This window comes from Mesorhizobium album, assembly GCF_033977205.1.
Taxonomy (GTDB): domain Bacteria; phylum Pseudomonadota; class Alphaproteobacteria; order Rhizobiales; family Rhizobiaceae; genus Mesorhizobium; species Mesorhizobium album.
Map to the genome: position 1 here is coordinate 216020 of NZ_JAVIIW010000003.1, position 23542 is coordinate 239561.

Annotated in this window: 16 protein-coding genes; 10 read left to right on the top strand and 6 right to left on the bottom strand. The window is 64.4% G+C overall.

Annotated elements, in window-relative coordinates:
- Positions 1-16 precede the first annotated feature (16 nt).
- The 4 genes from RFN28_RS04165 (at position 17) to RFN28_RS04180 (ending at position 4976) form a co-directional block, all read left to right on the top strand.
- Positions 17-2059 carry a 5'-nucleotidase C-terminal domain-containing protein gene (locus RFN28_RS04165; protein ID WP_320286104.1) on the top strand — a complete coding sequence of 681 codons (2043 nt, stop codon included), beginning with the start codon at positions 17-19 and terminating at the stop codon, positions 2057-2059.
- Positions 2060-2203: 144 nt separating this feature from the next.
- On the top strand, positions 2204-3262 hold the full coding sequence (hemH, locus tag RFN28_RS04170) for a ferrochelatase (protein ID WP_320286105.1): 1059 nt from the start codon (positions 2204-2206) through the stop codon (positions 3260-3262).
- A gap of 135 nt (positions 3263-3397) precedes the next feature.
- Positions 3398-4348, top strand: coding sequence for an SPFH domain-containing protein (locus RFN28_RS04175; RefSeq protein WP_320286106.1), 951 nt, complete (start codon positions 3398-3400; stop codon positions 4346-4348).
- A gap of 130 nt (positions 4349-4478) precedes the next feature.
- Positions 4479-4976, top strand: a complete 498-nt coding sequence (locus tag RFN28_RS04180; protein WP_320286107.1) for an NfeD family protein — start codon at positions 4479-4481, stop codon at positions 4974-4976.
- 56 nt (positions 4977-5032) lie between these two features.
- Here the strand turns inward: RFN28_RS04180 and RFN28_RS04185 are convergent, their stop codons facing one another.
- Complete coding sequence (locus RFN28_RS04185; protein WP_320286108.1) at positions 5033-6034, bottom strand: KpsF/GutQ family sugar-phosphate isomerase; 1002 nt, start codon at positions 6032-6034, stop codon at positions 5033-5035.
- Positions 6035-6194: 160 nt separating this feature from the next.
- Between RFN28_RS04185 and RFN28_RS04190 the strand changes: the two genes are divergently transcribed.
- Positions 6195-8000 (top strand): outer membrane beta-barrel protein, encoded by a 1806-nt coding sequence (locus tag RFN28_RS04190; protein ID WP_320286109.1) that lies wholly within the window; start codon positions 6195-6197, stop codon positions 7998-8000.
- Between the two features lie 84 nt (positions 8001-8084).
- Here RFN28_RS04190 and galU read toward each other — a convergent pair whose 3' ends face one another.
- Positions 8085-8990: a UTP--glucose-1-phosphate uridylyltransferase GalU gene (gene galU, locus RFN28_RS04195; RefSeq protein ID WP_320286110.1), complete on the bottom strand. Its 906-nt coding sequence runs from the start codon at positions 8988-8990 to the stop codon at positions 8085-8087.
- A gap of 225 nt (positions 8991-9215) precedes the next feature.
- Between galU and RFN28_RS04200 the strand changes: the two genes are divergently transcribed.
- A complete protein-coding gene (locus RFN28_RS04200) occupies positions 9216-10436 on the top strand; it encodes a lytic murein transglycosylase (RefSeq protein ID WP_320286111.1) in 1221 nt (406 codons plus the stop codon).
- 113 nt (positions 10437-10549) lie between these two features.
- Positions 10550-11758: a DUF459 domain-containing protein gene (locus RFN28_RS04205; RefSeq protein WP_320286112.1), complete on the top strand. Its 1209-nt coding sequence runs from the start codon at positions 10550-10552 to the stop codon at positions 11756-11758.
- A gap of 58 nt (positions 11759-11816) precedes the next feature.
- Here the strand turns inward: RFN28_RS04205 and RFN28_RS04210 are convergent, their stop codons facing one another.
- Positions 11817-13271, bottom strand: coding sequence for a glutamate synthase subunit beta (locus RFN28_RS04210; RefSeq protein WP_320286113.1), 1455 nt, complete (start codon positions 13269-13271; stop codon positions 11817-11819).
- A gap of 143 nt (positions 13272-13414) precedes the next feature.
- The gene (gene gltB / locus RFN28_RS04215) at positions 13415-18148 is read right to left on the bottom strand and encodes a glutamate synthase large subunit (RefSeq protein ID WP_320286114.1); all 4734 of its coding nucleotides are present in this window, start codon (positions 18146-18148) and stop codon (positions 13415-13417) included.
- A gap of 496 nt (positions 18149-18644) precedes the next feature.
- On the opposite strand from gltB, the gene RFN28_RS04220 reads away from it, so the two are divergent.
- Positions 18645-19697 carry a threonine aldolase family protein gene (locus tag RFN28_RS04220; protein ID WP_320286115.1) on the top strand — a complete coding sequence of 351 codons (1053 nt, stop codon included), beginning with the start codon at positions 18645-18647 and terminating at the stop codon, positions 19695-19697.
- A 91-nt stretch (positions 19698-19788) separates the two neighbouring features.
- Here RFN28_RS04220 and RFN28_RS04225 read toward each other — a convergent pair whose 3' ends face one another.
- Positions 19789-20256 (bottom strand): Hsp20 family protein, encoded by a 468-nt coding sequence (locus tag RFN28_RS04225; protein WP_320286116.1) that lies wholly within the window; start codon positions 20254-20256, stop codon positions 19789-19791.
- Between the two features lie 571 nt (positions 20257-20827).
- Here RFN28_RS04225 and RFN28_RS04230 point away from each other — a divergent pair.
- Both RFN28_RS04230 and RFN28_RS04235 read left to right on the top strand, forming a co-directional pair.
- Entirely contained in the window at positions 20828-21784 is a 957-nt protein-coding gene (locus tag RFN28_RS04230; RefSeq protein WP_320286117.1) for an alpha/beta fold hydrolase, read from the top strand.
- Positions 21785-21989: 205 nt separating this feature from the next.
- Positions 21990-22448 (top strand): styrene oxide isomerase, encoded by a 459-nt coding sequence (locus RFN28_RS04235; protein WP_320286118.1) that lies wholly within the window; start codon positions 21990-21992, stop codon positions 22446-22448.
- 58 nt (positions 22449-22506) lie between these two features.
- Here RFN28_RS04235 and hisN read toward each other — a convergent pair whose 3' ends face one another.
- Positions 22507-23280, bottom strand: a complete 774-nt coding sequence (hisN, locus tag RFN28_RS04240; protein ID WP_320286119.1) for a histidinol-phosphatase — start codon at positions 23278-23280, stop codon at positions 22507-22509.
- Between the last annotated feature and the right edge of the window lie 262 nt (positions 23281-23542).

Here is a 23542-nt window from a genome sequence, read left to right on the forward strand (position 1 = left end):
CATCCGGGAGACGAGAATGAAGAAATTTGCCGCCATTGCCGCCCTTTCCGCATCAGCACTTGGCCTGTCGGCGGGAACATCCTTTGCCGACTACACTCTGAACATCCTGCATTTCAACGATTGGCACAGCCGCATCGAAGGCAATAACAAATACGAGTCGACCTGTTCGGCCGAGGAGGAGACCAAGGGCGAATGCATCGGCGGCGCCGGCCGGCTGGTCACCGCGATTGCGCAGGAGCGAAAGAAGCTCGAGGGTCAGAACGTGCTCTTGCTCAATGCGGGCGACAGCTTCCAGGGATCGCTGTTCTACATCACCTACAAGGGTGCTGTGGAGGAGGAATTTCTCAATCAGATGAAGCCCAACGCGGTGACGCTCGGCAACCATGAATTCGACGACGGCGAGAGCGCGCTGGTGCCTTACCTCGACAAGGCGATGTTCCCGGTCGTCAGCGCCAATGTCGTGCCCAACGACAAGTCCGGCGCCAAGGGCAAGGTCAAGTCGTCGATCGTGGTTGAGGTCGGCGGCCAGAAGATCGGCATTGTCGGCGCCGTCACCAACGACACGCCGGAGCTCGCCTCGCCCGGCCCGAACATTGCCATTGCGGACGACGTCAAGTCGATCACCGCCGAGGTCGAGAAGCTGAAGGGAGAAGGCATCAACAAGATCATCGCGGTCACCCATATCGGCTACAACCGCGAGCGCGACGTGATCGCCAAGATCCCGGGCATCGACGTGGTGGTCGGCGGCCACAGCCACACGCTCCTGTCCAACACCGACCCGAAGGCGGCGGGCCCCTATCCGACGATGGTCGACAACCCCGACGGCTACAAGGTGCCGGTGGTGCAGGCGGCGTCCTATTCGAAATATCTCGGCGAGTTCAAGGTCGTCTTCGACGACAACGGCGTCGTCAAGCAAGCGAGCGGCGACCCGATCTTTCTCGACAAGTCGATCACGCCCGATCCTGCCGTGCTCGCCCGCATCAAGGAGCTCGGCGCGCCGATCGAGGCGCTGAAGAACAAGGAGGTCGCCGAGACCACCAAGCCGATCGACGGCAGCCGCGAGAATTGCCGCGCGCGCGAATGCGAAATGGGCAATCTGGTCTCGGATGCCATCCTCGATCGCGTGAAGAGCCAGGGCGTCGAAATCGTCATCTCGAATGGCGGCGGCCTGCGCGCCTCGATCGACCAGGGCACCGTCACCATGGGCGAGGTGCTGACGGTGCTGCCGTTCCAGAACACGCTCGCGACGTTCAAGATCTCCGGCAAGGATCTGGTCGCGGGCCTGGAAAACGGCCTCAGCCAGATCGAGGACGGCGCCGGCCGTTTCCCGCAGGTGGCAGGGCTCAAATATTCCTTCGACAAGTCGGTGGCGCCCAATGCCGGTCGCGTCAAATCGGTCGAGGTGATGGAGAACGGCGCCTGGGCGCCGATCAATCCGGACAAGCAGTATATCGTGGCCACCAACAACTACGTCCGCCAAGGCGGCGACGGCTACAAGGTCTTCGCCGAGAAGGCCACGGATGCCTATGACTACGGTCCGGGCCTGGAACAGGTGGTGGCCGACTATCTCGGCGCGCACCGGCCTTATACGCCGAAGCTCGACGGCCGCATCACCGAGATCGGCGCGACGGTCGCTGCTGCGGAGCCGGCAAAGCCTGCCGAGGCTGCCCCGGCCACGGCGGCACCAGCCAAACAGGCCGAGACGGCGACCGCGACCGCCGAGCCCGCAATGCCGGCTTTGCCATCCAATTCCGGCGACATCGCCGGCACGCCGCCGACCGTTCAGGCCGAGACGACACCGGCAACGTCGGAGGCGGCAAAACCCGCAGAGACCGCTCCGGCGACAGCTGCCCCTACGACCGAACCGGCCAAGCCGGCCGAGACAGCGCCGGCAGAAACCAGCCACGTCATCGCCGCCGGCGACACCTACTGGGACCTGGCCAAGAAAAACTATGGCGACGGCGCCAAATGGAAGCTGATCTCCGAGGCCAACAAGGATTACAGGCCGCGCCGTCTGCCGCTCGGCGCAACGCTCACCATTCCGCCGGCCGCGAAGTAAGCTCCCCGAAAATTCAGGGCACCCGTCCGGGCAACCGGGCGGGTGTTCCGTTTTCAGGTGGGAGCGGGATAAGGTGCGGCCAGACGCGGCATTGAAAAGCAATAGGGCGTCGCTAGTTTTACGGCGCCTGCCCGGAGACCGTTGATGACGCTTGCCAGCCCTGCCGATGCCAAAGCCGCCAAGACCGCAGGTCCGGCGGACGCCGCGCTGGTGAAGCAGGGCAAGATCGGTATCATGCTGATCAATCTCGGCACGCCGGACGGCACCGGCTTCACGCCGATGTGGCGTTATCTCAGGGAATTCCTCTCCGATCCGCGCGTCATCGAGCTCAACAAGGCGATCTGGTACCCGATCCTCTACGGGCTGGTTCTCACCACGCGGCCGAAAAGATCCGGCGCCAACTACGCCAGGATCTGGAACACCGAGAGGAACGAGTCGCCGCTGCGCACCTTCACCCGCTCGCAGGCCGAGAAGCTGGCCGGCGCGCTGGCCGACCTGCCGGACGTCGTGGTCGACTGGGCGATGCGCTACGGCAACCCCTCGACGGCAAGCGTCGCCCGCCGGCTGGTCGAGCAGGGCTGCGAGCGCATCCTTACCTTCCCGGTCTACCCGCAATATTCGGCGACGACTACGGCAACCGCCAACGACCAGTTGTTCCGCGCGCTGATGAAGCTCAGGCATGCGCCGGCGATCCGCAGCGTGCCGCCCTATTACGACGAGCCGGTCTATATCGAGGCGCTCGCCCGTTCGATCGAGAAACATCTGGCGACGCTCGACTTCGAGCCGGAGGTGGTGATCACCTCCTACCACGGCATCCCTAAACCCTATTCCGACAAGGGCGACCCTTATCGCGCGCATTGCCTCGAGACGACGCGGCTGCTGCGGGCAAGGCTGGGATGGGACGAGAAGAAGCTCATCACCGCCTTCCAGTCGCGCTTCGGCGCGCAGGAATGGCTGCAGCCCTACACCGATGTCACCGTCGAGAAGTTGGCGAAGGACGGCGTGAAGTCGATCGCCGTCGTCAATCCGGGCTTTTCCGTCGACTGCATCGAGACGCTGGACGAGATCGGCCGCGAGGCGGCAGAGACCTTCCACCACGCCGGCGGCAGGAACTTCGCCCACATCCCTTGCCTCAACGACAGCGCCGAGGGCATGGCGGTGATCGAGGCAATGGTGCGGCGCGAGCTTTCCGGCTGGGTGTGACCGGTTTCACCGACGCGGTTGAACCCGGTACGCAAAAGCCTTCGCTAACCGATATTCGTGATCACCTGATTGTAACGCTGCGGAAACACACTTAAGTGATTTCGCGAGGTCGCCGCCTTTTGAGGGAGAAACGAAATGGGCTTCAGCGGTTTCGACATTGCCATCATTGTTCTTGTCTTTCTCGTCATCATCCTTCTTTTCAAAGGCATCAAGACGGTGCCGCAAGGCTACAACTACACGGTGGAGCGCTTCGGACGGTACACCAAGACGCTGACGCCTGGCCTCAACATCATCAACCCGATCTTCGAGCGCGTCGGCGCCAAGATGAACATGATGGAGCAGGTGCTCGACGTCCCGACGCAGGAGATCATCACCCGCGACAACGCCATCGTCGGCGTCGACGGCGTCGCCTTCTACCAGGTGCTGAACGCCGCGCAGGCCGCCTACCAGGTGGCCGGGCTGCAGAACGCCATCCTCAACCTCACCATGACCAACATCCGCACCGTCATGGGCTCGATGGACCTCGACGAGTTGCTGTCCAACCGCGACGCGATCAATGAGCGCCTGCTGCGCGTCGTCGACGAGGCGGCGCATCCGTGGGGCATCAAGATCACCCGCGTCGAGATCAAGGACATCAACCCGCCGGCCAATCTGGTGGAATCGATGGGCCGCCAGATGATGGCCGAGCGCGACAAGCGCGCCCAGATCCTTGCCGCCGAAGGCCTGAAGCAGTCGCAGATCCTCGAGGCCGAGGGCCGCCGGGAAGCCGCCTTCAGGGACGCCGAGGCGCGCGAGCGCTCGGCCGAAGCGGAGGCCAAGGCGACGCAGGTGGTGTCGGAAGCCATCGCCAAGGGCGACGTGCAGGCGATCAACTACTTCATCGCTCAGAAATACACCGAGGCGCTGGCCAAGATAGGCTCGTCCAGCAACAACAAGATCGTGCTGATGCCGCTGGAGGCATCGTCGCTGATCGGCACGCTGGGCGGCATCGGCGAGATCGCCAGGGAAGTCTTCAAGAATGACGGCCCTTCGGGCGCGCAGCGTCAGGTTTCACGCCCGCCGCTGGTGCGGCCGAGCGATAACTGATGTGACCCTGTATCGAGCAATTCCAGGAGAAGTGTGAAACGGTTTTCCGTCCGGAATTGCGTCAAAACAAGGAGATAGAGCGGTTCTGCCTTTCCGTGAAACGGTGAACCGCTCTAGCTGGAGAACGTCAATGATCGAGCGCATCGTATCGGAACTCGGTCCCTGGAACTGGATGGTCCTCGGCTTCGTGCTGCTGGTGATGGAGGTCGTGGCGCCCGGCGTGTTCATGCTCTGGATCGGCATCGCGGCCCTCATCATCGGCGCGGTGTCGCTGCTCATCAGCTATGCCGCCATCTGGCCGTGGCAGGCCGAGTTGAATAGCGCCATCTGGACCTGGCAGGTTCAGGTCATCGCCTTCCTCGTCCTGTCCGTCATCTCGGCCTTCGTCGGCAAGAGGCTGACGGCCGCGCGCGCCGGGGAGGTCGACCAGCCACTGCTCAACCGCCGAGGCGCACAGATGGTCGGCCGCACGGCGACGCTCACCGAGCCGATCAAGGACGGCCGCGGCCGCATTAGGTTGGGCGACACGCTGTGGCGGGTTTCCGGCCCCGACCTTCCGGCCGGAACGCAAGTGCGTGTGACGGGGGCCGCCGACACCGATCTTGAGCTGACGGTGGAGGCTGTTTGATTGACCTGTGGCAGCCGGCCTCTGTTGAGATTCAGGTCAGGCCGGAATCACAGATCCTAAGCGGCGCCGATGCGCAGCAGATCATGCAGATGCACGAGCCCCACGGGGCGGCCGCCTTCCACCACCATCAGGCTGGTGATAGCGGAGGCGTTGATCGTTTGCAGCGCCGTCGCCACCAGCGTGTCGGGGGCAGCCGTTTTCGGCTTTCTCGTCATCACCTGATCGACGCTCATCGACAGGAGATCGCTGGCGATGTGGCGCCGGATATCGCCGTCGGTGATGATGCCAATCAGCGTGCCGTCGGCGCCTGTGATCGCCACGCAGCCAAAACCTTTTTGCGACAGCTCGACGATCGCTTCGCGCATGCTGGTGCCCGATGGCACCAGCGGCAGCCGCTCGCCGACATGCATGATCTCGCGCAGTTGCGTGAGATTGGCGCCGAGCTGGCCACCGGGATGGAAGGTGCGGAAGTGATCCGGCGTGAAGCCGCGCGCCTCGAGCAGCGCGATCGCCAGCGCATCGCCCATGACCAGTTGCAGCAGCGCTGACGTCGTCGGCGCCAGGCCATGCGGGCAGGCCTCCGGCGCCGGCGGCAGGAGCAGCACCACGTCGGCCGCCCGCGCCAGCGCCGAGCTCTCGCCGGAGGTGATGGCGATCAGCGGGATGGAGAAGCGCCTGGAATAGGCGACGATGCCCATCAGTTCCTTGCTCTCGCCCGACCACGACATGGCGATGATTGCGTCGTCCCTGGCGATCATGCCGAGATCGCCGTGATTGGCCTCGGCCGGATGGACGAAGAAGGCAGGCGTGCCGGTCGAGGCGAGCGTAGCGGCGATCTTGGAACCGATATGGCCGCTCTTGCCGACGCCGGTGACGATGACGCGGCCTTCGATCCGCGCAATGAGATCGATGGCGGCCGCGAACGGCCCGGCCAGGCCGTTGTCGAGCGCCGCGGCAAGCGCGGCTACGCCGGCCTGTTCCGTGGCCACCGTTCTCAGCGCCGATTCGATCGCAGCCTGACTGTCCGGCCGCTTTCTTTCTGGGGACCCCGCATGCATGGCAGATGCCATTAGCGCTATGTCGCCCGCCTGTCCAACGGAATTCCCGTTTGGCGTGCGTCGCAGGCAGTGGGAACGGCCCGTTTCAACCCTCCGTTAACCATCCCCATTTACGGTCCGGTAAGTATGGCGCGCCTGCGCCGCGCAAGCAGTGGTGACTATGTCGGGGCCCCAGCCTGAAACGAAAAGAGGTCGAAAGGGCATGGCCGTCGGCGCGCTGCTGATGGCGGCGAGCGTTCTTGCCTTGCTGCGCCCCGGGCCGGTCTTCGCGCAGGAAACCGAGCTGCGTGGCGAGGTCTCCGAATCGGCAATCCTGACCGACCAGCAGCGCAAGGCGAGACAATTGCGCGTGCAGGGATCGCAGGATCAGGGAACTCCGGCCACCCAGACGGCTGGAGACCAGACCCTCGCAAACCCCTACCAGCCGGAGAGCCCGGGCGCCGTTCCGGACGACGACCAGACAGCGGACGCGGCGGCGAGCATCTTCGACCAGCCGCAGGCAACCGACGACCCCTTTGCCGACAATCAGACCCCGGCCCGACCGCGCCGGCCCTCGACCGCCAGGCAGCGAACGGCCGATGCCAACACGAAAAGCGACACCAAGGTCGCGGACAAGAAAAAAGCCAAGAAGAAGCCCGGCCAGACGGCCGACAGCACAGTCAGCACGGCGAGCACGGCCGCTCCCACCGGCGACAAGGCCGATCCCGCGGCCACCGGCGACGACGGCACCAACCGCCGCGCCGTCACCATCGACAGCGTCGACCGGCAGAAGCTCGATCCCGGCGCCGAGCGCACCGGGTCGATCGAGGGCCAAAAAGCCAAGCCGGAAGACGATCCTTTCGCCGCCCCCGGCATCAAGGTCGGCACCTTTGTCTTCCGGCCGACGCTGGAGCAGGGCTTCACCGCCACATCCAACGCCGACGCCAGCAGCGGCGGCAGGCCGGCGGTTCTGTCCGAAACGGCGCTGCGTTTTTCCGCCACCTCGGACTGGCGCGAGAATTCGGCCGTCATCGACGGCTACGGTCTCTTCCGCAACACCCTTTCAGGCCAGAAGATCAACGACGCGCGGGGCCGGATCGAGGGCCAGCTCAATGTCGACCTCGATCATGAGCTGCGCGCCATCGCCAAGCTCGGCTATGAAGCGGTGCCGGAATCGGCCTCCTCGCCGGATGCGATCGCCGGCGTCACCTCGCAGCCTTTGCGGCAGACCGTGGACGGCAGCCTCGGCATCGAGAAGGATGTCGGCAAGATGCGCTATACGCTGACCGGCGCGGTGACGCACGATTTCTACGGCGACGCCAAGCTCTCGGACGGCACCGTGCTGTCGCAGAAGGATCGCGACGCCACGCTCTATTCCGCCACCCTGCGCACCGGCTACCAGGTCTCGCCGGCCATCACGCCTTTCGCCGAGGTGGAGGCCGGCCGGCGGGTCTATGACCTGCGTGTCGACAGCAATGGTTTCGCGCGCTCCTCGACGCGGCTCGGCGCGCGCGCCGGCCTCGAGCTCGACATGGACGAAAAGCTCTCCGGCGAGTTCTCCGTCGGCTGGCTGCGCGAAGCGATCGACGATGACCGCTTGCCGGCCAACGCGGGACCATACGTCAATGCCGATCTCAAATGGTCGCCGGAGCGCGGCACCATCATCGGGCTCACCGGAAGGACCACGATCGAAAGCACGACCACTGCCGGCCTGAGCGGCGACGTCCTCTACTCGGGCCGGCTCACCGGCGAGCGGCAGGTGCGCGCCAATCTGACGGCGAATTCGTCGCTTGGGCTCGATTGGCGGGACTACACCGGCTCCGACGGTCACGATCTGATCCTAAGTGCCGAAGCCGGGCTGACATGGTGGCTGAACCGCTATGCCGGCCTCACCACGCGGGTCAGGACGGAGAAGCTCACCAGCAATCTGGCGGGCCGCGACTATGTCGCCAACAGCGTCTATCTTGGCCTGAAGGTGCAGAGGTAGCACTTCGTCATCCTCGGGCGCAGCGGCAGCGAAGCGGACGCGCAGACCCGAGGATGACGAAGCACGGTTGGCCTTAGCCAACACCTAAGAGGCAGTGCCGCGCCGCTCCACCGGCCGCACTTCATCCAGCAGCGTGCGAATAACTCCGGCCATGCTCTCGTTCATGTCGTTGCGCCAGAGCGCGAAAGCGACATTGGCCTCGACGAATCCTTCCGGCGAGCCGCAGTCGAAGGTGCGTCCCTTGTAATGGTAGCCATAGAAGGGCTGCTGCTTTTCCAGCTTCAGCATCGCATCCGTCAGTTGGATCTCGTTGCCGGCGCCCCGCTCCTGGCTTTCGAGGATGCCGAAAATCTCCGGCTGCAGGATGTAGCGCCCGTTGATAAAGAGGTTGGACGGCGCCGTGCCCGGTTTCGGCTTCTCCACCATCCCGGTGATGCGGAAGCCGTGATGGGTGTCCTCGCCACGGCCGACAATGCCGTATTTATGCGCCTCGGCCGGGTCGCATTCCTGCACGGCGATGATGTTGTTGCCGGTCTCCGCGTAAAGGTCGACCATGTCCTTCATGCAGCTCTGTTCCGACTGCATGATCATGTCGGGCAGAAGCAGCGCGAACGGCTCGTCGCCGACCAGCTCGCGTGCGCACCAGACGGCGTGGCCAAGGCCGAGCGGCACCTGCTGGCGCGTGAAGCTGGTCTGCCCAGGCGCCGGCTGCAGCCGCTGCAGGCGGGCGAGCTGGTCATCCTTGCCGCGCTGGGCGAGCGTGTCGTAGAGCTCGAACTGGACGTCGAAGTGATCCTCGATGACCGCCTTGTTGCGTCCGGTCACGAAGATGAAATGCTCGATGCCGGCATCGCGCGCTTCATCGACCACATATTGGATGACCGGCCGGTCGACGACGGTCAGCATCTCCTTCGGTATGGCCTTGGTGGCCGGAAGAAACCGCGTGCCGAGGCCGGCGACCGGGAAAACTGCCTTGCGAACTCGTTTCATGCTGCGTCACCCACCTTTTTGGGGGCCAATTATCCGCTCGGCCACCGGCTCCGCAATCCCCCCGGTCATTTTCGCGCCGGAATGTTGAACTACCGAACGGCCGGGTTGAACATGCAGGCCAAAGCCGCGACCTTTCTTTTCGTTCCGCGCGGCGCCTATGGTAAACCAAATGCTAACCGGGTTCGGCGTTGAATGATCCTTCCTGATTTGACGACGGAGGAAAAGATGTCGGTTCGCAACAGCGCAAGGCGCCTGACGGCGCTGGCGACGGCCGCCGGCTTGACGCTTGCCTTGCTGATGCCGGCCGGACCAGCTTTCGCCGATGCCGGGTTCCGCCAGTGGGTTGCTGGCTTCCGCGCCACGGCCGTCGAAGGCGGCGTCTCGGGCGCTGTCTACGACCAGGCCTTGAGGGGCATCGAGCCCGACCCAGTGGTGCTGGAAAAGGCCCGCACCCAGCCGGAATTCACCGCTCCCGCTTGGGACTATTTTGACAACCGCGTGCATGACCAGGCGGTGGCCAACGGTCAGGCGATGGCCCGCAAATGGAAGCCGTGGCTCGATCGTATCGAGTCGAGGTTCGGTGTCGACCGCAACATCCTTCTCGCCATCTGGTCGATGGAATCGAATTATGGCGAGACCCTCAAGCGCGACGACATCATGCGCAACGTCATCCGCTCGCTGGCCACACTCGCCTATGGCGATCCGAAGCGGTCGCAATATGCCCGTACCCAGCTGATCGCCGCGTTGAAGATCCTGCAGACCGGCGACATCGACGAAAGCCACCTCATGGGCTCCTGGGCCGGCGCGATGGGTCAGACGCAATTCATCCCGACCAGCTATCAGCGCTACGCGGTCGACATGGACGGCAACGGCCGCCGCGACATCTGGAATTCGATTCCCGATGCGCTGGCGACTGCCGCCAACCTTCTGAAGAAGAATGGCTGGCAGGCCGCCAAGACCTGGGGCTACGAAGTGACCCTGCCGGCCGGCAAGCTGCCTGCCGGATCGAAGACGCTGGCGCAATGGCGGGCACTCGGTGTCGTTAGGGCCAATGGCAAGCCGTTCAGGAACCTCACCGACAAGGCGACACTGAAGGTGCCGGACGGCAGGGGCGGCCCGGCCTTCCTGATGATCAGGAATTTCTCGGTCATCAAGGCCTACAACAATGCCGACAAGTATGCTTTGGCCGTCGGCCTGCTCGCCGACGAGATCGGCGGCGGCACCGGCCTTGTGCAGGACTGGCAGCGGCCTTTCACCAAGCTCACCTTCGAGGAGCGGCAGGAATTGCAGAAGCGGCTTTCCGAGCACGGCTATTACGACGGCAAGTTCGACGGCAAGATCGGCGACGGATCGAAGGCCGCCATCATGGCTTATCAGGCAAAGGTCGGCCTGACGCAGGATGGCTATCCGAGCATGGAAGTGCTGAAATGGCTCCGCAAGCAGTAGAGCCGTCCATGGCGTGAAGCATCCTTTCAAATACGGAAAGGATGCTGTAGCGCTTCGGCTTGCGCATGATTTCCCGTGTTCGCAAGGTCATGCGCCAAGGGATGGAGACCTGATTGGTTACGGTTGCGCGTATCCGGCTGATCGTTCGCCGCCTGCCGCTCCTCGTTCTCGCCGCCGCCGTGCTTGCCGTCGCCGGCGCCGGTGCCCTCCACACGCCTGCTTTCGCGCAGGAGGAGGGCAGCGGCTGGTCGCTGCGTGAACTGCTTTTCCCGCGCCGCAGCGAGCGCATCGAGCCGCCGGCCGATATCCAGCCGGCAAGGCCGAAACCCAAGAAGAAACCGAAGCCGCGTCCCCCGGCCGAACCTGAGACGCCGATCGTCGAAAAGGCACCCGACGCTCGTGTCGTGCTTGTGGTCGGCGATTTCCTGGCGGGCGGACTTGCCGAGGGCCTCGACGCTGCCTTTGCCGACAATCCCGCCGTCAGGATTGTCGCGCGCAGCAACGGCTCTTCCGGCTTCGTGCGTGATGATTTCTACAACTGGCCTGTCGAGATCAAGTCGCTGATCGAGACGGAGAAGCCCTCCGTCGTGATCGTCATGCTCGGCTCCAACGACCGCCAGCAAATGCGGGTCGGCGACGTGCGCGAGCAGCCGCGTTCAGAGATCTGGACCAAGGAATATGAGCGTCGCACAGATGCGTTGGGCAAGGCCATTCAGGACGCCAAGGTGCCTTTCCTGTGGGTCGGCATGCCGGCGTTCCGGGTGGCCAAGATGAACTCGGACATGCTGGCCTTCAACGACATCTATCATTCGGCCGCCCAGAGCCACGGCGGCGAGTTCGTCGATGTCTGGGACGGCTTCGTCGACGAGAACGGCGCCTTCGTCACCTCCGGCCCCGACATCAACGGCCAGCCGGTGCGCCTGCGCTCCGACGACGGCATCAACGTGACCAAGGCAGGCAAGCGCAAGCTGGCCTTCTATACCGAAAAGCCGCTGGCGAAGATCCTTGGACTGGCGGCGCCCGGAAGCGTCACCACGGTCTCCGCGCCGGCCGGCGCGCCGGTCGAGGCGCCGAAGCCTGCCGCGGCGCCGGTCGTCGTCGACCGAACTCCGCCGATGCTGCTCAGCGACCCGGCGCTCGATGGCGGCACGGAACTGCTGGGTGCTGCCCAGCCCGCCAAGGCGGATCCGAACCTGCCCGGCGAAAAGCTGACCGTCGAGGGCAAGGCGCCAGCCGCCTCGCCCGGCCGCGCCGACGATTTTTCCTGGCCGCCGAAGACGCCAACTGCTTCCTCGGACGCGACGACGCCGATAAGTCGGTAGCCCGGCGGCGGCATGGAAACGCCTGCAATCGGCTGCAGGCGTGGACGTTTCGACGGTCTCAGCGGGGAAGTACCGTCGATCCCATCAGCGCCTCGTCGATCGAACGCGCCGCCTGGCGGCCCTCGCGGATCGCCCACACCACCAGCGACTGGCCGCGGCGCACGTCGCCCGCCGCATAGAGCTTGTCGATGCTGGTCTTGTAGTCGCGGTCGTTGGCCTCGACATTCTTCGAGCGCCGGCTGTCGGTGACGACCTTTACCTGGCCGTCCAGTTCCTTCATCACGCTGTCGCTCGCAGGTCCGGCAAAGCCGATGGCGATGAAGGCGAGATCGGCGCGAATGACGAATTCGGTACCGGAGATCGGCTTGCGCTTCTCATCGACCTCGCAGCAGCGCACGCCGGTCAGCTGGCCGTCCTCGCCGATGAACTCGAGCGTCGCGACCTGGAATTCGCGTTCCGCGCCTTCGGCCTGGGAAGAGGACGTGCGCATTTTCGTCGCCCAGTAGGGCCAGACGGCGAGCTTGTCCTCCTTCTCCGGCGGCTGCGGACGGATGTCGAGCTGCGTCACGCGCACCGCACCCTGCCGGAAGGCGGTGCCGATGCAGTCGGAAGCGGTGTCGCCGCCGCCGACCACGACGACATGCTGGCCGCCGGCGATGATCGGGTGCGAGGGCCAGGCCACCGACTGGATCGGCTCGCCGCCGACGCGTCGGTTCTGCTGCACCAGATAGGGCATGGCGTCATAGACGCCGCTGAGCTCGTCGCCCGGAATGTTGGCCGGGCGCGGTGTTTCGGAGCCGCCGCAGTAAAGCACCGCGTCATACTCGGCGAGCAGTTCCGAAACCTTCTTGTCGACGCCGACATTGACGCCGCAATGGAAGGTAACGCCCTCACTCTGCATCTGCTCGATGCGGCGATCGATGTAATGCTTCTCGATCTTGAAGTCGGGAATGCCGTAGCGCATCAGCCCGCCCGGCCGGCTCTCGCGCTCATAGACATGCACGTCATGGCCGGCGCGGCCGAGTTGCTGCGCCGCCGACATGCCGGCCGGCCCGGAGCCGATGATGGCGACGCGCTTGCCGGTCTTCTTCTCCGGCGGATAGGGCCGGATGTGGCCAGTCTCGTAGGCCTTGTCGGCGATCGCCTGCTCGACTGTCTTGATGGCGACCGGGATGTCCTCGAGGTTCAGCGTGCAGGCCTCCTCGCAAGGCGCCGGGCAGATGCGGCCGGTGAATTCCGGAAAATTGTTGGTCGAGTGCAGGTTGCGGATCGCGCTCTCCCAGTCGCCATTGTAGACGAGGTCGTTCCAGTCCGGGATCTGGTTGTGGATCGGACAGCCGGTCGGCCCATGGCAATAGGGAATGCCGCAATCCATGCAGCGCGCGGCCTGTTTCTCGACCTCCTTGTCCGACATCGGCAGCGTGAATTCGCGGAAATGCCGGATGCGGTCCGAGGCAGGTTGGTACTTGTGCACCTGCCGGTCGATCTCGAGAAACCCTGTTACCTTGCCCATAGTCCAGTCCCTGCTGTCCGAAGGCGCGCCTTTGCCGCGCACCCGTTAACCCCATAAGGCTGCCATGGCAACCTTCGTTCCGAGGTCAGGATTGTTGGTGAGGATGCCGGCCGGGGCATCGTCTCCCCGGCCATGCCCGAAGCCTATTCCGCCGCCACGCTCATGCGCATGCGTTCCATCTCGATCAGCGCGCGGCGATACTCGACCGGCATGATTTTCCGGAATTTCGGCCGGAAGCTCTGCCAGTTCTCGAGGATCTCGCGGCCGCGCACCGAGCCCGTGTAATGGACGTGGTTCGAGATCAGCTGATAGAGCCGCTCCTCATCGTGGCTGGTCATGTCGCCGGAGACGTCGACCCGCCCCTTGTGGTCGAGGTCGCCGCCGTGATGGAGCAGCTTCTCCATCAGGTCGTCCTCTTCCGGCACGGGCTCCAGTTCCACCATCGCCATGTTGCAGCGCTCGGCGAAATCGCCCTTCTCGTCGAGCACATAGGCGACGCCGCCAGACATGCCGGCGGCGAAGTTGCGCCCCGTTTTGCCGATGACGACGACAATGCCGCCGGTCATGTATTCGCAGCCGTGGTCGCCGACGCCTTCGACGACGGCGACGACGCCGGAATTGCGCACCGCGAAGCGCTCGCCGGCGACGCCGGCGAAATAGGCCTCGCCCTCGGTGGCCCCATAAAGCACCGTATTGCCGACGATGATCGATTCAGCAGCTATGATCTTGGCCTCTTCCGGTGGCCGGATGACGATGCGGCCGCCCGAGAGGCCCTTGCCGACATAGTCGTTGCCGGCACCGACCAGATCGAAAGAGACTCCGCGCGCGAGAAACGCACCGAAGGACTGGCCGGCGGTGCCGGTGAGCTTGACGGTGATCGTGTCCTCGCGCAGGCCCTTGTGCTTGAAGCGCCTGGCGACCTCGCCCGACAGCATCGCGCCCGTCGAACGGTCGACGTTGCGGATCGGCAGCTCGATGGTGACGGGCTGCTTGGCCTCCAGCGCCGGCTTCGCCAGCTCGATCAGCTTGCGGTCGAGCACGTCGTCGATCGGATGCTTCTGCCGCTCGGTCCAGTGCAGCGCCTCGTGCGGCGCGTCGGGCTTGAAGAACATCTTCGAGAAGTCGAGCCCGCGCGCCTTCCAGTGCTGGATCACGTCGCGCTTCTCCAAGAGGTCGGTGTCGCCGATGATCTGGTCGAGATGGGTGAAGCCCATTTCGGCGAGCAGCGCGCGCACCTCCTCCGCCACGTAGAAGAAGAAGTTGATGACGTGCTCGGGCGTGCCCTTGAAGCGCTTGCGCAGCACCGGGTCCTGCGTCGCGACGCCGACTGGGCAGGTGTTCAGGTGGCATTTGCGCATCATGATGCAGCCGGCCGCGATCAGCGGCGCGGTCGAGAAGCCGAACTCGTCGGCGCCGAGCAGCGCGCCGATGACGACGTCGCGGCCGGTGCGCAGGCCGCCGTCGACCTGCAGCGCCACGCGTGAGCGCAGGCCGTTGAGCACCAGCGTCTGATGCGTTTCGGCGAGGCCCATTTCCCACGGGCTGCCGGCATGCTTGAGCGAGGTCAGCGGCGAAGCGCCGGTGCCGCCGTCATAGCCGGAGATGGTGATGTGATCGGCGCGCGCCTTGGCGACGCCCGCGGCAACCGTGCCGACGCCGACCTCCGACACCAGCTTGACCGAGACGTCGGCGGCAGGATTGACGTTCTTCAGGTCGTAGATCAGCTGCGCCAGATCCTCGATCGAATAGATGTCGTGATGCGGCGGCGGCGAGATCAGGCCGACGCCGGGCGTCGAGTGCCTGACTTTGGCAATGGTTGCATCCACCTTGTGACCTGGCAGCTGGCCACCCTCGCCGGGCTTGGCGCCCTGCGCGACCTTGATCTGCATGACATCGGAATTGACCAGATACTCCGCCGTCACGCCGAACCGCCCAGAGGCGACTTGCTTGATCGACGAGCGTTCCGGGTTCCTGCCGCCGCCGGGCAGCGGCAGGTAGCGGTCGGCCTCTTCGCCGCCCTCGCCGGTGTTCGACTTGCCGCCGATGGCGTTCATGGCCCGCGCCAGTGTAGTGTGCGCTTCCCTTGAGATCGAACCGAAGGACATCGCCCCTGTCGAGAAGCGCTTGACGATCTCGGCCGCCGGCATGACGTCCTCGAGCGCAACCTTCTTGCGACCGGTTTCCTCGGCGAGCTTGATCTTGAACAGGCCGCGGATGGTCTGCGCCCGCGCGGTCGCGCTGTCGATCTGCGCCGAATATTCCTTGAAAGTATCCCAGGAACCTTGGCGTACGGCATGCTGCAAGGTGGCGACCGCATCAGGCGACCACATATGCGCCTCGCCGCGCATGCGGAACATGTATTCGCCGCCGACCTCAAGGCTGTTGCGCAGCACAGGGTCGTTGCCGAAGGCGTCCGTGTGGCGGCTGAGCGTCTCGGTCGCGATCTCGTCGAGCCCCACGCCTTCGATCAGCGTCGCGGTGCCGGTGAAATACTTCTCAACGAAATCCGACTTCAGGCCGATGGCGTCGAAGATCTGCGCGCCGCAATAGGACTGGTAGGTCGAAATGCCCATCTTGGACATCACCTTGAGGATGCCCTTGCCAATCGACTTGATGTAGCGGGAAACGACCTCGTATGCGTCGACTTCTTCCGGTAGCTCACCGCGCTTGTGCATGTCGAGCAGCGTGTCGAAGGCAAGATAGGGGTTGATCGCCTCGGCGCCGTAGCCGGCGAGGCAGCAGAAATGATGCACCTCGCGCGGCTCGCCGGATTCCACGACCAGCCCAACCGCCGTGCGCAGCCCCTTGCGGATCAGATGGTGGTGCACCGCCGCGGTGGCGAGAAGCACGGGAATGGCGATGCGGTCCGGCCCGACCTGGCGGTCGGACAGGATGATGATGTTGTAGCCACCGGCAACCGCCGCCTCGGCCCGCTCGCAAAGCCGGTCGATGGCGCCCTGCATGCCCGCCGCGCCCTCGTTCGAGGCATAGGTGATGTCGATCGTCTTGGTGTCGAAGCGGTCTTCGGTGTGGCCGATGGAGCGGATCTTCTCGAGATCGCCATTGGTCAGGATCGGCTGGCGCACCTCGAGCCGCTTGCGGCGCGACGTGCCGACGAGGTCGAAGATGTTCGGCCGCGGGCCGATGAAGGACACCAGGCTCATCACCAGCTCTTCGCGGATCGGGTCGATCGGCGGGTTGGTGACCTGGGCGAAGTTCTGCTTGAAATAGGTGTAGAGCAGCTTCGACTTGTCCGACATCGCCGAGATCGGGGTGTCGGTGCCCATCGAGCCGACCGCTTCCTGGCCGGTGGTGGCCATCGGCGCCATCAGAAGCTTGGTGTCTTCCTGGGTGTAGCCGAAGGCCTGCTGGCGATCGAGCAGGCTGACATCCTTGCGCAGCGCGCGCGGCTCGACCGGCTTCAGATCCTCGAGGATGAGCTGCGTGTTGGCGAGCCAGGTCCTGTAGGGGTGCCTGGTCGCGATCTCCGACTTGATCTCTTCGTCGGAAACGATGCGGCCCTTGGCAAGGTCGATCAGGAGCATGCGGCCGGGCTGCAGCCGCCACTTCTGCACGATCTTGTCCTCCGGCACCGGCAGCACGCCGGCTTCCGAAGCCATGATGACGCGGTCGTCATCGGTGACGATGTAGCGCGCCGGACGCAGGCCGTTGCGGTCGAGCGTCGCGCCGATCTGGCGTCCGTCGGTGAAGGCGACCGCCGCCGGCCCGTCCCACGGCTCCATCAGCGCCGCATGGTATTCGTAGAAAGCCTTGCGGTCGGCATCCATGAGCTTGTTGCCGGCCCAGGCTTCCGGGATCAGCATCATCATGGCGTGGCTGAGCGTATAGCCACCCTGGAACAGGAATTCGAGCGCGTTGTCGAAGCATGCGGTGTCGGACTGGCCTTCATAGGAGATCGGCCAGAGCTTCGAGATGTTGTTGCCGAACAGCTCCGAATCGACCGAGGCCTGGCGTGCCGCCATCCAGTTGTTGTTGCCGCGCACCGTGTTGATCTCGCCGTTATGCGCGACCATGCGGTAGGGATGCGCCAGCTTCCAAGACGGGAAGGTGTTGGTCGAGAAGCGCTGGTGGACGAGGATCAGCGCCGTTTCGAAGCGCGGGTCCTTGAGGTCCTTGTAATAGGCGCCGACCTGGTAGGCGAGGAACATGCCCTTGTAGACGATGGTGCGCGCCGACAGCGACACGCAATAGGCGCCGATGTCCTTGTTGTCGTTCTCGGCATAGATGCGGCCCGAGATCACCTTGCGCAGCAGATAGAGCCTGGCCTCATACTCCTCGTCGTCCGGAATGTCGGCCGTGCGGCCGATGAACACCTGGCGATGGAACGGCTCGGACGCGACGATCTCCGGCGCCTTCGACAGCGACGAATTGTCGACCGGCACATCGCGGAAGCCGATGAGCGGCAGTCCTTCGGACTGCGCCGATTCGGCGATGATGTCCTCGATATGGGCGCGCAGCGCTGCGTCCTGCGGCATGAACCAGTGCCCGACGCCGTATTGGCCGGCCGGGGGAAGCTCGATGCCCTGGGCCGCCATCTCCTCGCGGAAGAACTGGTCCGGGATCTGTACCAGCACGCCTGCGCCGTCGCCGACCAGCGGATCGGCGCCGACAGCGCCGCGATGGGTGAGGTTCTCCAGCATCGCCAGGCCGTCCTTGACGATCTGGTGCGACTTCACGGCCTTCATGTTGACGATGAAGCCGACGCCGCAGGCGTCATGCTCGTTGCGCGGATCGTAGAGGCCTCGCGCCGTCAAGCCTCCGGTCTGGCCATTGGTCGGGCGAATCGGATTTTTGACGGCTGCCGCTTTCGTCTGCGCGGCCTGGCCGTTGATCGCAGATGGCGTCAGTTCCGTCATCGTCCTATCCTCCGTTTCCGCCCGCTTGGCGTTGCTTTGCCTGGGGGCGCTGGTTTGCCTTGGGAAGCGCAATGCTTCCCCTTCATCCTTGCTGCACGTCTCGCGAAATTCTTGCCGAACCATACGGCTATACGCCCGGTTCGCATCCGGTATCGTACAGGCCAGAGCGGAGCCGTCTACCCGCCGCTCGCGACAATGGCCGGAATGGCAGCGATGATATGCCAATCCAGCCTGTTTTGCGCGACAAAATAAGACAGCACTACTGTCCTAAATTTTTTATGGCAGAATTCAGGCCCTCACACAAGACCGATTCACAAAAATCTTGGCCGCGGCGCGACACAAAATTTCGTGACACGCCCGCAAAACGTAAGCTTCGGTCTCCGCCCTTTTCGACTGTCCGCTGGCTTTACCGCTTTGGCGACATTTGGCCCTTGCGCTTGGAAGATCAAAGCGTTCAAGTCGCGCCCGCTTCCATAAACCAGCTGCGAGCCTTTCGATGTTTTTTGCATCCGACAACTGGGCGGGCGTCCATCCCGACATTTCGGCCAACCTGTCCCGGCACGCAGCCGGCATCGCCACCGCCTATGGCGATGGCGACCTCGACCGCGCCGTCTACCGGCGCTTCAGCGAGATCTTCGAGCGGGACGTTGAGGTGTTCTTCGTCGCGACCGGCACGGCAGCCAATGCGCTTTCGATGGCGTCGATGAACCGCATCGGCGGCATCGCGCTTTGCCATTCCGAAGCGCATATGAATGTCGATGAATTCGGCGCGATGGGTTTCTATAGCGGCGGCGCACGCATGGCGCCGGTTCCAGGTCCCTTGGGGCGCATGAGCCCGCAGGCCCTCGACAAGGCCATCAAGCGCTATTCGCAAGACCTTGCGCCTGCCGGCCAGCCGATGGCGGTGACCATCACCCAGGCGACGGAGGTCGGCACGGTCTATACCGTCGACGACATCAACGCGATCGCCGAGGTTAGCCGCAGGCATAAACTGCCGCTGCATATGGACGGCGCGCGCTTTGCCAACGCGATTGCTGCGACCGAAGTCACGCCGGCGGAAATGACCTGGAAAAGCGGCGTCGACCTCATCTCCTTCGGCGGCACCAAGAATGGCTGCTGGATGGCCGACGCGGTCGTGATCTTCAACCCGGAAGTCGGCCGCGATCTACGCCTGCTTCGCCAGCGCGCCGGACAGACTTTTTCCAAGGCTCGCTTCATCTCGGCCCAGTTCGAGGCCTATTTCACCGACGATCTGTGGCTGAGGATGGCGCGCCATGCCAATGCGACGGCGGCGCACCTGGCCGAGACGATCGAGGATGCGCCGGCGGGCAGGCTTGCCTGGCTACCGCAAGCCAACGAAGTGTTCGCGATCCTCGACCGCGCCGTTGCCGAGAAGCTGCAGGCCGCCGGCGCCAAATTCTATGAATGGGGCGTGCCGCTCGGTTTTGACGGCCATCTCGGCGACAATGAAGCGATCTATCGCTTCGTCGCCAGCTTCGCGACCACGACTGGGGAGGTCGACCGCCTCGGCGCCTTGCTCGCCGGATAGCTGGAGCTGAACCGCTTCTCGCAAAAAAGCGGCGCCTCTCGGCGCCGCTTTCGTCTCGGGAGGGAGACGTGTCTGTAATGGAGCGCGCGAGTTACGCGGCCGCCTTGGCCTCGATCTGCTTGGCCTTGTCCGAAGACGAGGTGATCGCGATCTTGCGCGGCTTGAGCTCCTCGGGGATGTTGCGCTTGAGGTCGACGAAGAGCAGGCCGTTCTTCAGCGTAGCGCCCTCGACCTCGACATGGTCGGCGAGCTGGAAACGGCGCTCAAAGGCGCGCGAGGCAATGCCGCGATAGAGCAGCTCGGAACCTTCGCCGTCGTTCTCTTGCTTGCGCTCACCCTTCACGGTCAGCACGTTGCGGTGCGCCTCGATCGCGATCTCGTCTTCCGAGAAGCCGGCAACCGCCATCGAGATGCGATAGGCGTTCTCGCCGGTGCGCTCGATGTTGTAGGGCGGATAGGTCTGCGCGCTCTCGGGCTGGCCGAGCGAGTCGAGCATGGTGAACAGCCGGTCGAAACCGACGGTTGAGCGATAAAGCGGGGAAAAATCAACGTGACGCATGATGTGTTCTCCTGTTGAGCAACATGGTTTGCGTGTGGCCGGTGCGAAACCCTCGAAAGGCGTCCCGGATGGGCCAGCGGCCCCGACAATCGGCGGCCACAACCCTCATTTGGGAAGCGGAAAAAGTCATTTCAAGGCTTTCGGCCGATGCATGTCGCCCAAAACCGCAGAACGGTTCCGGGAAAACGACATGCATCAAAACAAGGACTTATGGCGCACCACCGGATCCGGTCGCCGCGCGACGCTTTCGCAAAGCCGCCGCAAAAGCCGCGCCTTGATGAACGGCAGATGAACCGCGGCTTCGGCATCCGTTCAGCCACGGGTCGCTAAGCTGCAGCCAAGATGACAGACAAGCGGCGCCGCCATCCCGCGCCGCGACGAGGCCGAACCGGGTGCAACGTCCCTTCCTCCCGGATCGACAGAGGCCGGAAGCGCGCCGCAGGCACTTCCGGCCTCCCGTTCTCACGAAAGCGCGCAAATCCCCGGAACGCCTTTGCTTTTGGCGCATGGCCGTCTATCACCATGGCGACGCCTGGCCCGTTCGGGCAAAGAGCAATCAACGAAGCGCCGAATGACGGATCTTTTCTACCTGACTGAGGGCAATCCGCCGCCGCAGAACGCCGCCGGCGGCTTCTTTACCACCCGCGACGGCAAGAAGATCCGCTATGGCGTGTTCGCCGCGGCCGCGCGCCCGCTGCAGGGCACGGTGGTGCTGCTGACCGGCCGCAACGAGTGCATCGAGAAATATTTCGAGACCATCCGCAATCTTGCCGACCGCGGCTTCGGCGTCGCCATCCTCGACTGGCGCGGCCAGGGTGATTCCAGCCGCCTGCTGCGCGACCGGCAGCGCGGCTATGTCCGCAGCTTCCGCGACTATACCCGCGACCTCGAGCAGTTCTTCGAGGAGATCGTGCTGCCGGATTGCCGCGGCCCCTATTACATCCTTGCCCATTCCACCGGGGCGGTGATCGCGCTGCTTGCCTCGCCGTCGATGGTCAACCGGGTGCGGCGCATGGTGCTGATCGCGCCCTTCCTGGCCGTTCCCGACCTGTCGGTTTCGATAACCACGGTCCGGCGCGTCTGCGCGGTGTTCTGCGCGCTGGGCCTCGGCCGTCTCTATGCCGCCTGGGGACCGCGGCCGAAATTGCCGCCGCCCTTCGATGCCAACAAGGTGACCTCGGATCCGGAGCGCTACCGACGCAACACCGGCATCTATGAAGCCTGGCCGCAGTTGGGTCTCGGTGGTCCGACCATCCGCTGGCTGAAGGCCGCCGCCGAGGCCTCCGAGGCGGTCAGCGATCCCGACTTCATGGCCAGGATCCAGGTGCCGACGCTGATCGTCGCCGCCGGCGGCGATCAGGTCGTCTCGACCAAGGCGGTCGAATCCTACGCCCGGCGGCTGCGCGTCGGCTCGCTGTTGATGATCGATGGCGCGCATCACGAGATCCTGCAGGAAAAGGATCTATTCCGCGAGCAGCTGCTCGCGGCCTTCGACGCTTTCATTCCCGGAACCGGCGACTCTGTTTGACCGCTTCGCCAGCATACCGGTGATGCGGGCCGGGCCAGCCCCCGACTGGCGCGAACGTCACAACCCGGCCTGGCTCGGCTCCCTCGCCATGTCCGGGCGCGTTCGACCCCTTATTCCCGTTCAGGCGCCGAGCGCTAGGTTGCTGCCCAAAGAGGTCGGACGCCAGTCGACAAGAATCGGGAGACATGGATCGGGAGAAACGGCCATGAACGCATTGAACACGCTGTCGCGTCAGGGGCATCGCCTGCTGCAGATCGGCGTCGCCCTGCTGCTGTTTTCGTCATTCGAAGGCTTCGCGATACCGTATCTCGCCGCACCGCGGCTCGGACTGTCCGCGCACACGCTCAGTGCCCTGCAGGGCATTCTCCTGCTGGCGCTGGGTCTCACGTGGCCAAGGCTCAATCTCGGCGCGGCGATGTCGCGGGCTGCGTTCTGGCTCCTGATCTATTCGGCCTTGGCGATCCTCGCGGCCTACGTGATCGCCAGCGCTTCGGGGGCCGGCAACGAGACAATGCCGTTGGCGGCCGGAGCCTTCCACGGGAGCGCCCTTCAGGAAGCCGTGATCAAGGTCGTGGCGTATTCGTCCGCGCCGACCGGCCTCATTTCTTTCGCGCTCGTTTTGTGGGGCCTGCGTCTCACAGGCGCCCAGGCCGCCGACGGCTGAGAACAGCTATGTGCGCTGCGGTTTCCGCCGCGCACAGACATTGAGGCGTAGCGGATGCTTAGCCGCGCAGCGCCGCCATCGCCGCGGCGTGCAGTTCGGGCGTTGCCGCCGCCAGTATGTCACCACCCTTTTCCGCCGGCCCGCCCTCGAAGGTGGTGACGACACCGCCCGCCTTCTCGATGATCGGGATCAGCGCCACGATGTCGTAGGGCTTCAAGCCTGGATCAGCGACGATGTCGACGCTTCCCGCCGCGATCATGGCGAAGGCGTAGCAGTCCGTACCGTAGCGGGCGAGTTGCACCTGCTTCTCGAACTCATCGTAGCGGCTGCGCGCTTCGCCCTTGAACAGCGCCGGCGTGGTGGTGAACAGCGTCGCCTTGGCGAGCTCCGTCGTCTTGCGGGTCGCGAGCTTGCGCGGACCGCCCGGCCCTTCATAGTGCGCGCCGGAAGCGTTGGCATAGAACAGCTCGCCGGTGAAAGGCTGCGACATCAGGCCGGCGACGGCGTCGCCGTCGACCGTCAGCCCGACCAGCGTTCCCCAGACCGGCAGGCCGGAAATGAAGGCGCGTGTGCCGTCGATCGGGTCGATGACCCAGACATGCCGGCGCGAAATGTTTTCGCTGCCATGCTCCTCGCCGAGAATGCCATGATCGGGATACTCCGCCGCGATCAGCGCCCGGATCGCCCGCTCCGCCTCGCGATCGGCCTCCGTTACCGGATCGAAGCTCTCCGCCTCCTTGTTGGCGACCGCGCCCTGGCTGCGGAAGCGCGGCAAGGTCTCGGCGGCGGCGGCACGCGCGATGCGCCGAATGAAGTCGATGCTGATATCCAACTCATTCTCCCATTGCGGCAGCCGCTGTTCCTGCCGGATGAGAGGCGCGAAGCGGACCTAGCGCCCCTCTTCTGTTGCCCCGATGTCACACTTCAGCCGCCGAAACGGAATTTGCACATCATATTGAATTAAAAAAGCCCGAAGTCGATTGACATTTGTGCATCGCACAATAGTTTTGTCATCGGACAGCTTATCCTGTCCATGCCCTCCTTGGGCGTTTCCTCCCTAGACTTCGACCGTGTCGTGAAAACGATGCGGTCTT

Excerpts from the sequence above, each read along its gene's own strand:
- RFN28_RS04165 (WP_320286104.1), top strand. The coding sequence starts at position 17 with ATGAAGAAATTTGCCGCCATTGCCGCCCTTTCCGCATCAGCACTTGGC.
- hemH (WP_320286105.1), top strand. The coding sequence starts at position 2,204 with ATGACGCTTGCCAGCCCTGCCGATGCCAAAGCCGCCAAGACCGCAGGT.
- RFN28_RS04175 (WP_320286106.1), top strand. The coding sequence starts at position 3,398 with ATGGGCTTCAGCGGTTTCGACATTGCCATCATTGTTCTTGTCTTTCTC.
- RFN28_RS04180 (WP_320286107.1), top strand. The coding sequence starts at position 4,479 with ATGATCGAGCGCATCGTATCGGAACTCGGTCCCTGGAACTGGATGGTC.
- RFN28_RS04185 (WP_320286108.1), bottom strand. The coding sequence starts at position 6,034 with ATGCATGCGGGGTCCCCAGAAAGAAAGCGGCCGGACAGTCAGGCTGCG.
- RFN28_RS04190 (WP_320286109.1), top strand. The coding sequence starts at position 6,195 with ATGTCGGGGCCCCAGCCTGAAACGAAAAGAGGTCGAAAGGGCATGGCC.
- galU (WP_320286110.1), bottom strand. The coding sequence starts at position 8,990 with ATGAAACGAGTTCGCAAGGCAGTTTTCCCGGTCGCCGGCCTCGGCACG.
- RFN28_RS04200 (WP_320286111.1), top strand. The coding sequence starts at position 9,216 with ATGTCGGTTCGCAACAGCGCAAGGCGCCTGACGGCGCTGGCGACGGCC.
- RFN28_RS04210 (WP_320286113.1), bottom strand. The coding sequence starts at position 13,271 with ATGGGCAAGGTAACAGGGTTTCTCGAGATCGACCGGCAGGTGCACAAG.
- gltB (WP_320286114.1), bottom strand. The coding sequence starts at position 18,148 with ATGACGGAACTGACGCCATCTGCGATCAACGGCCAGGCCGCGCAGACG.
- RFN28_RS04220 (WP_320286115.1), top strand. The coding sequence starts at position 18,645 with ATGTTTTTTGCATCCGACAACTGGGCGGGCGTCCATCCCGACATTTCG.
- RFN28_RS04225 (WP_320286116.1), bottom strand. The coding sequence starts at position 20,256 with ATGCGTCACGTTGATTTTTCCCCGCTTTATCGCTCAACCGTCGGTTTC.
- RFN28_RS04230 (WP_320286117.1), top strand. The coding sequence starts at position 20,828 with ATGACGGATCTTTTCTACCTGACTGAGGGCAATCCGCCGCCGCAGAAC.
- RFN28_RS04235 (WP_320286118.1), top strand. The coding sequence starts at position 21,990 with ATGAACGCATTGAACACGCTGTCGCGTCAGGGGCATCGCCTGCTGCAG.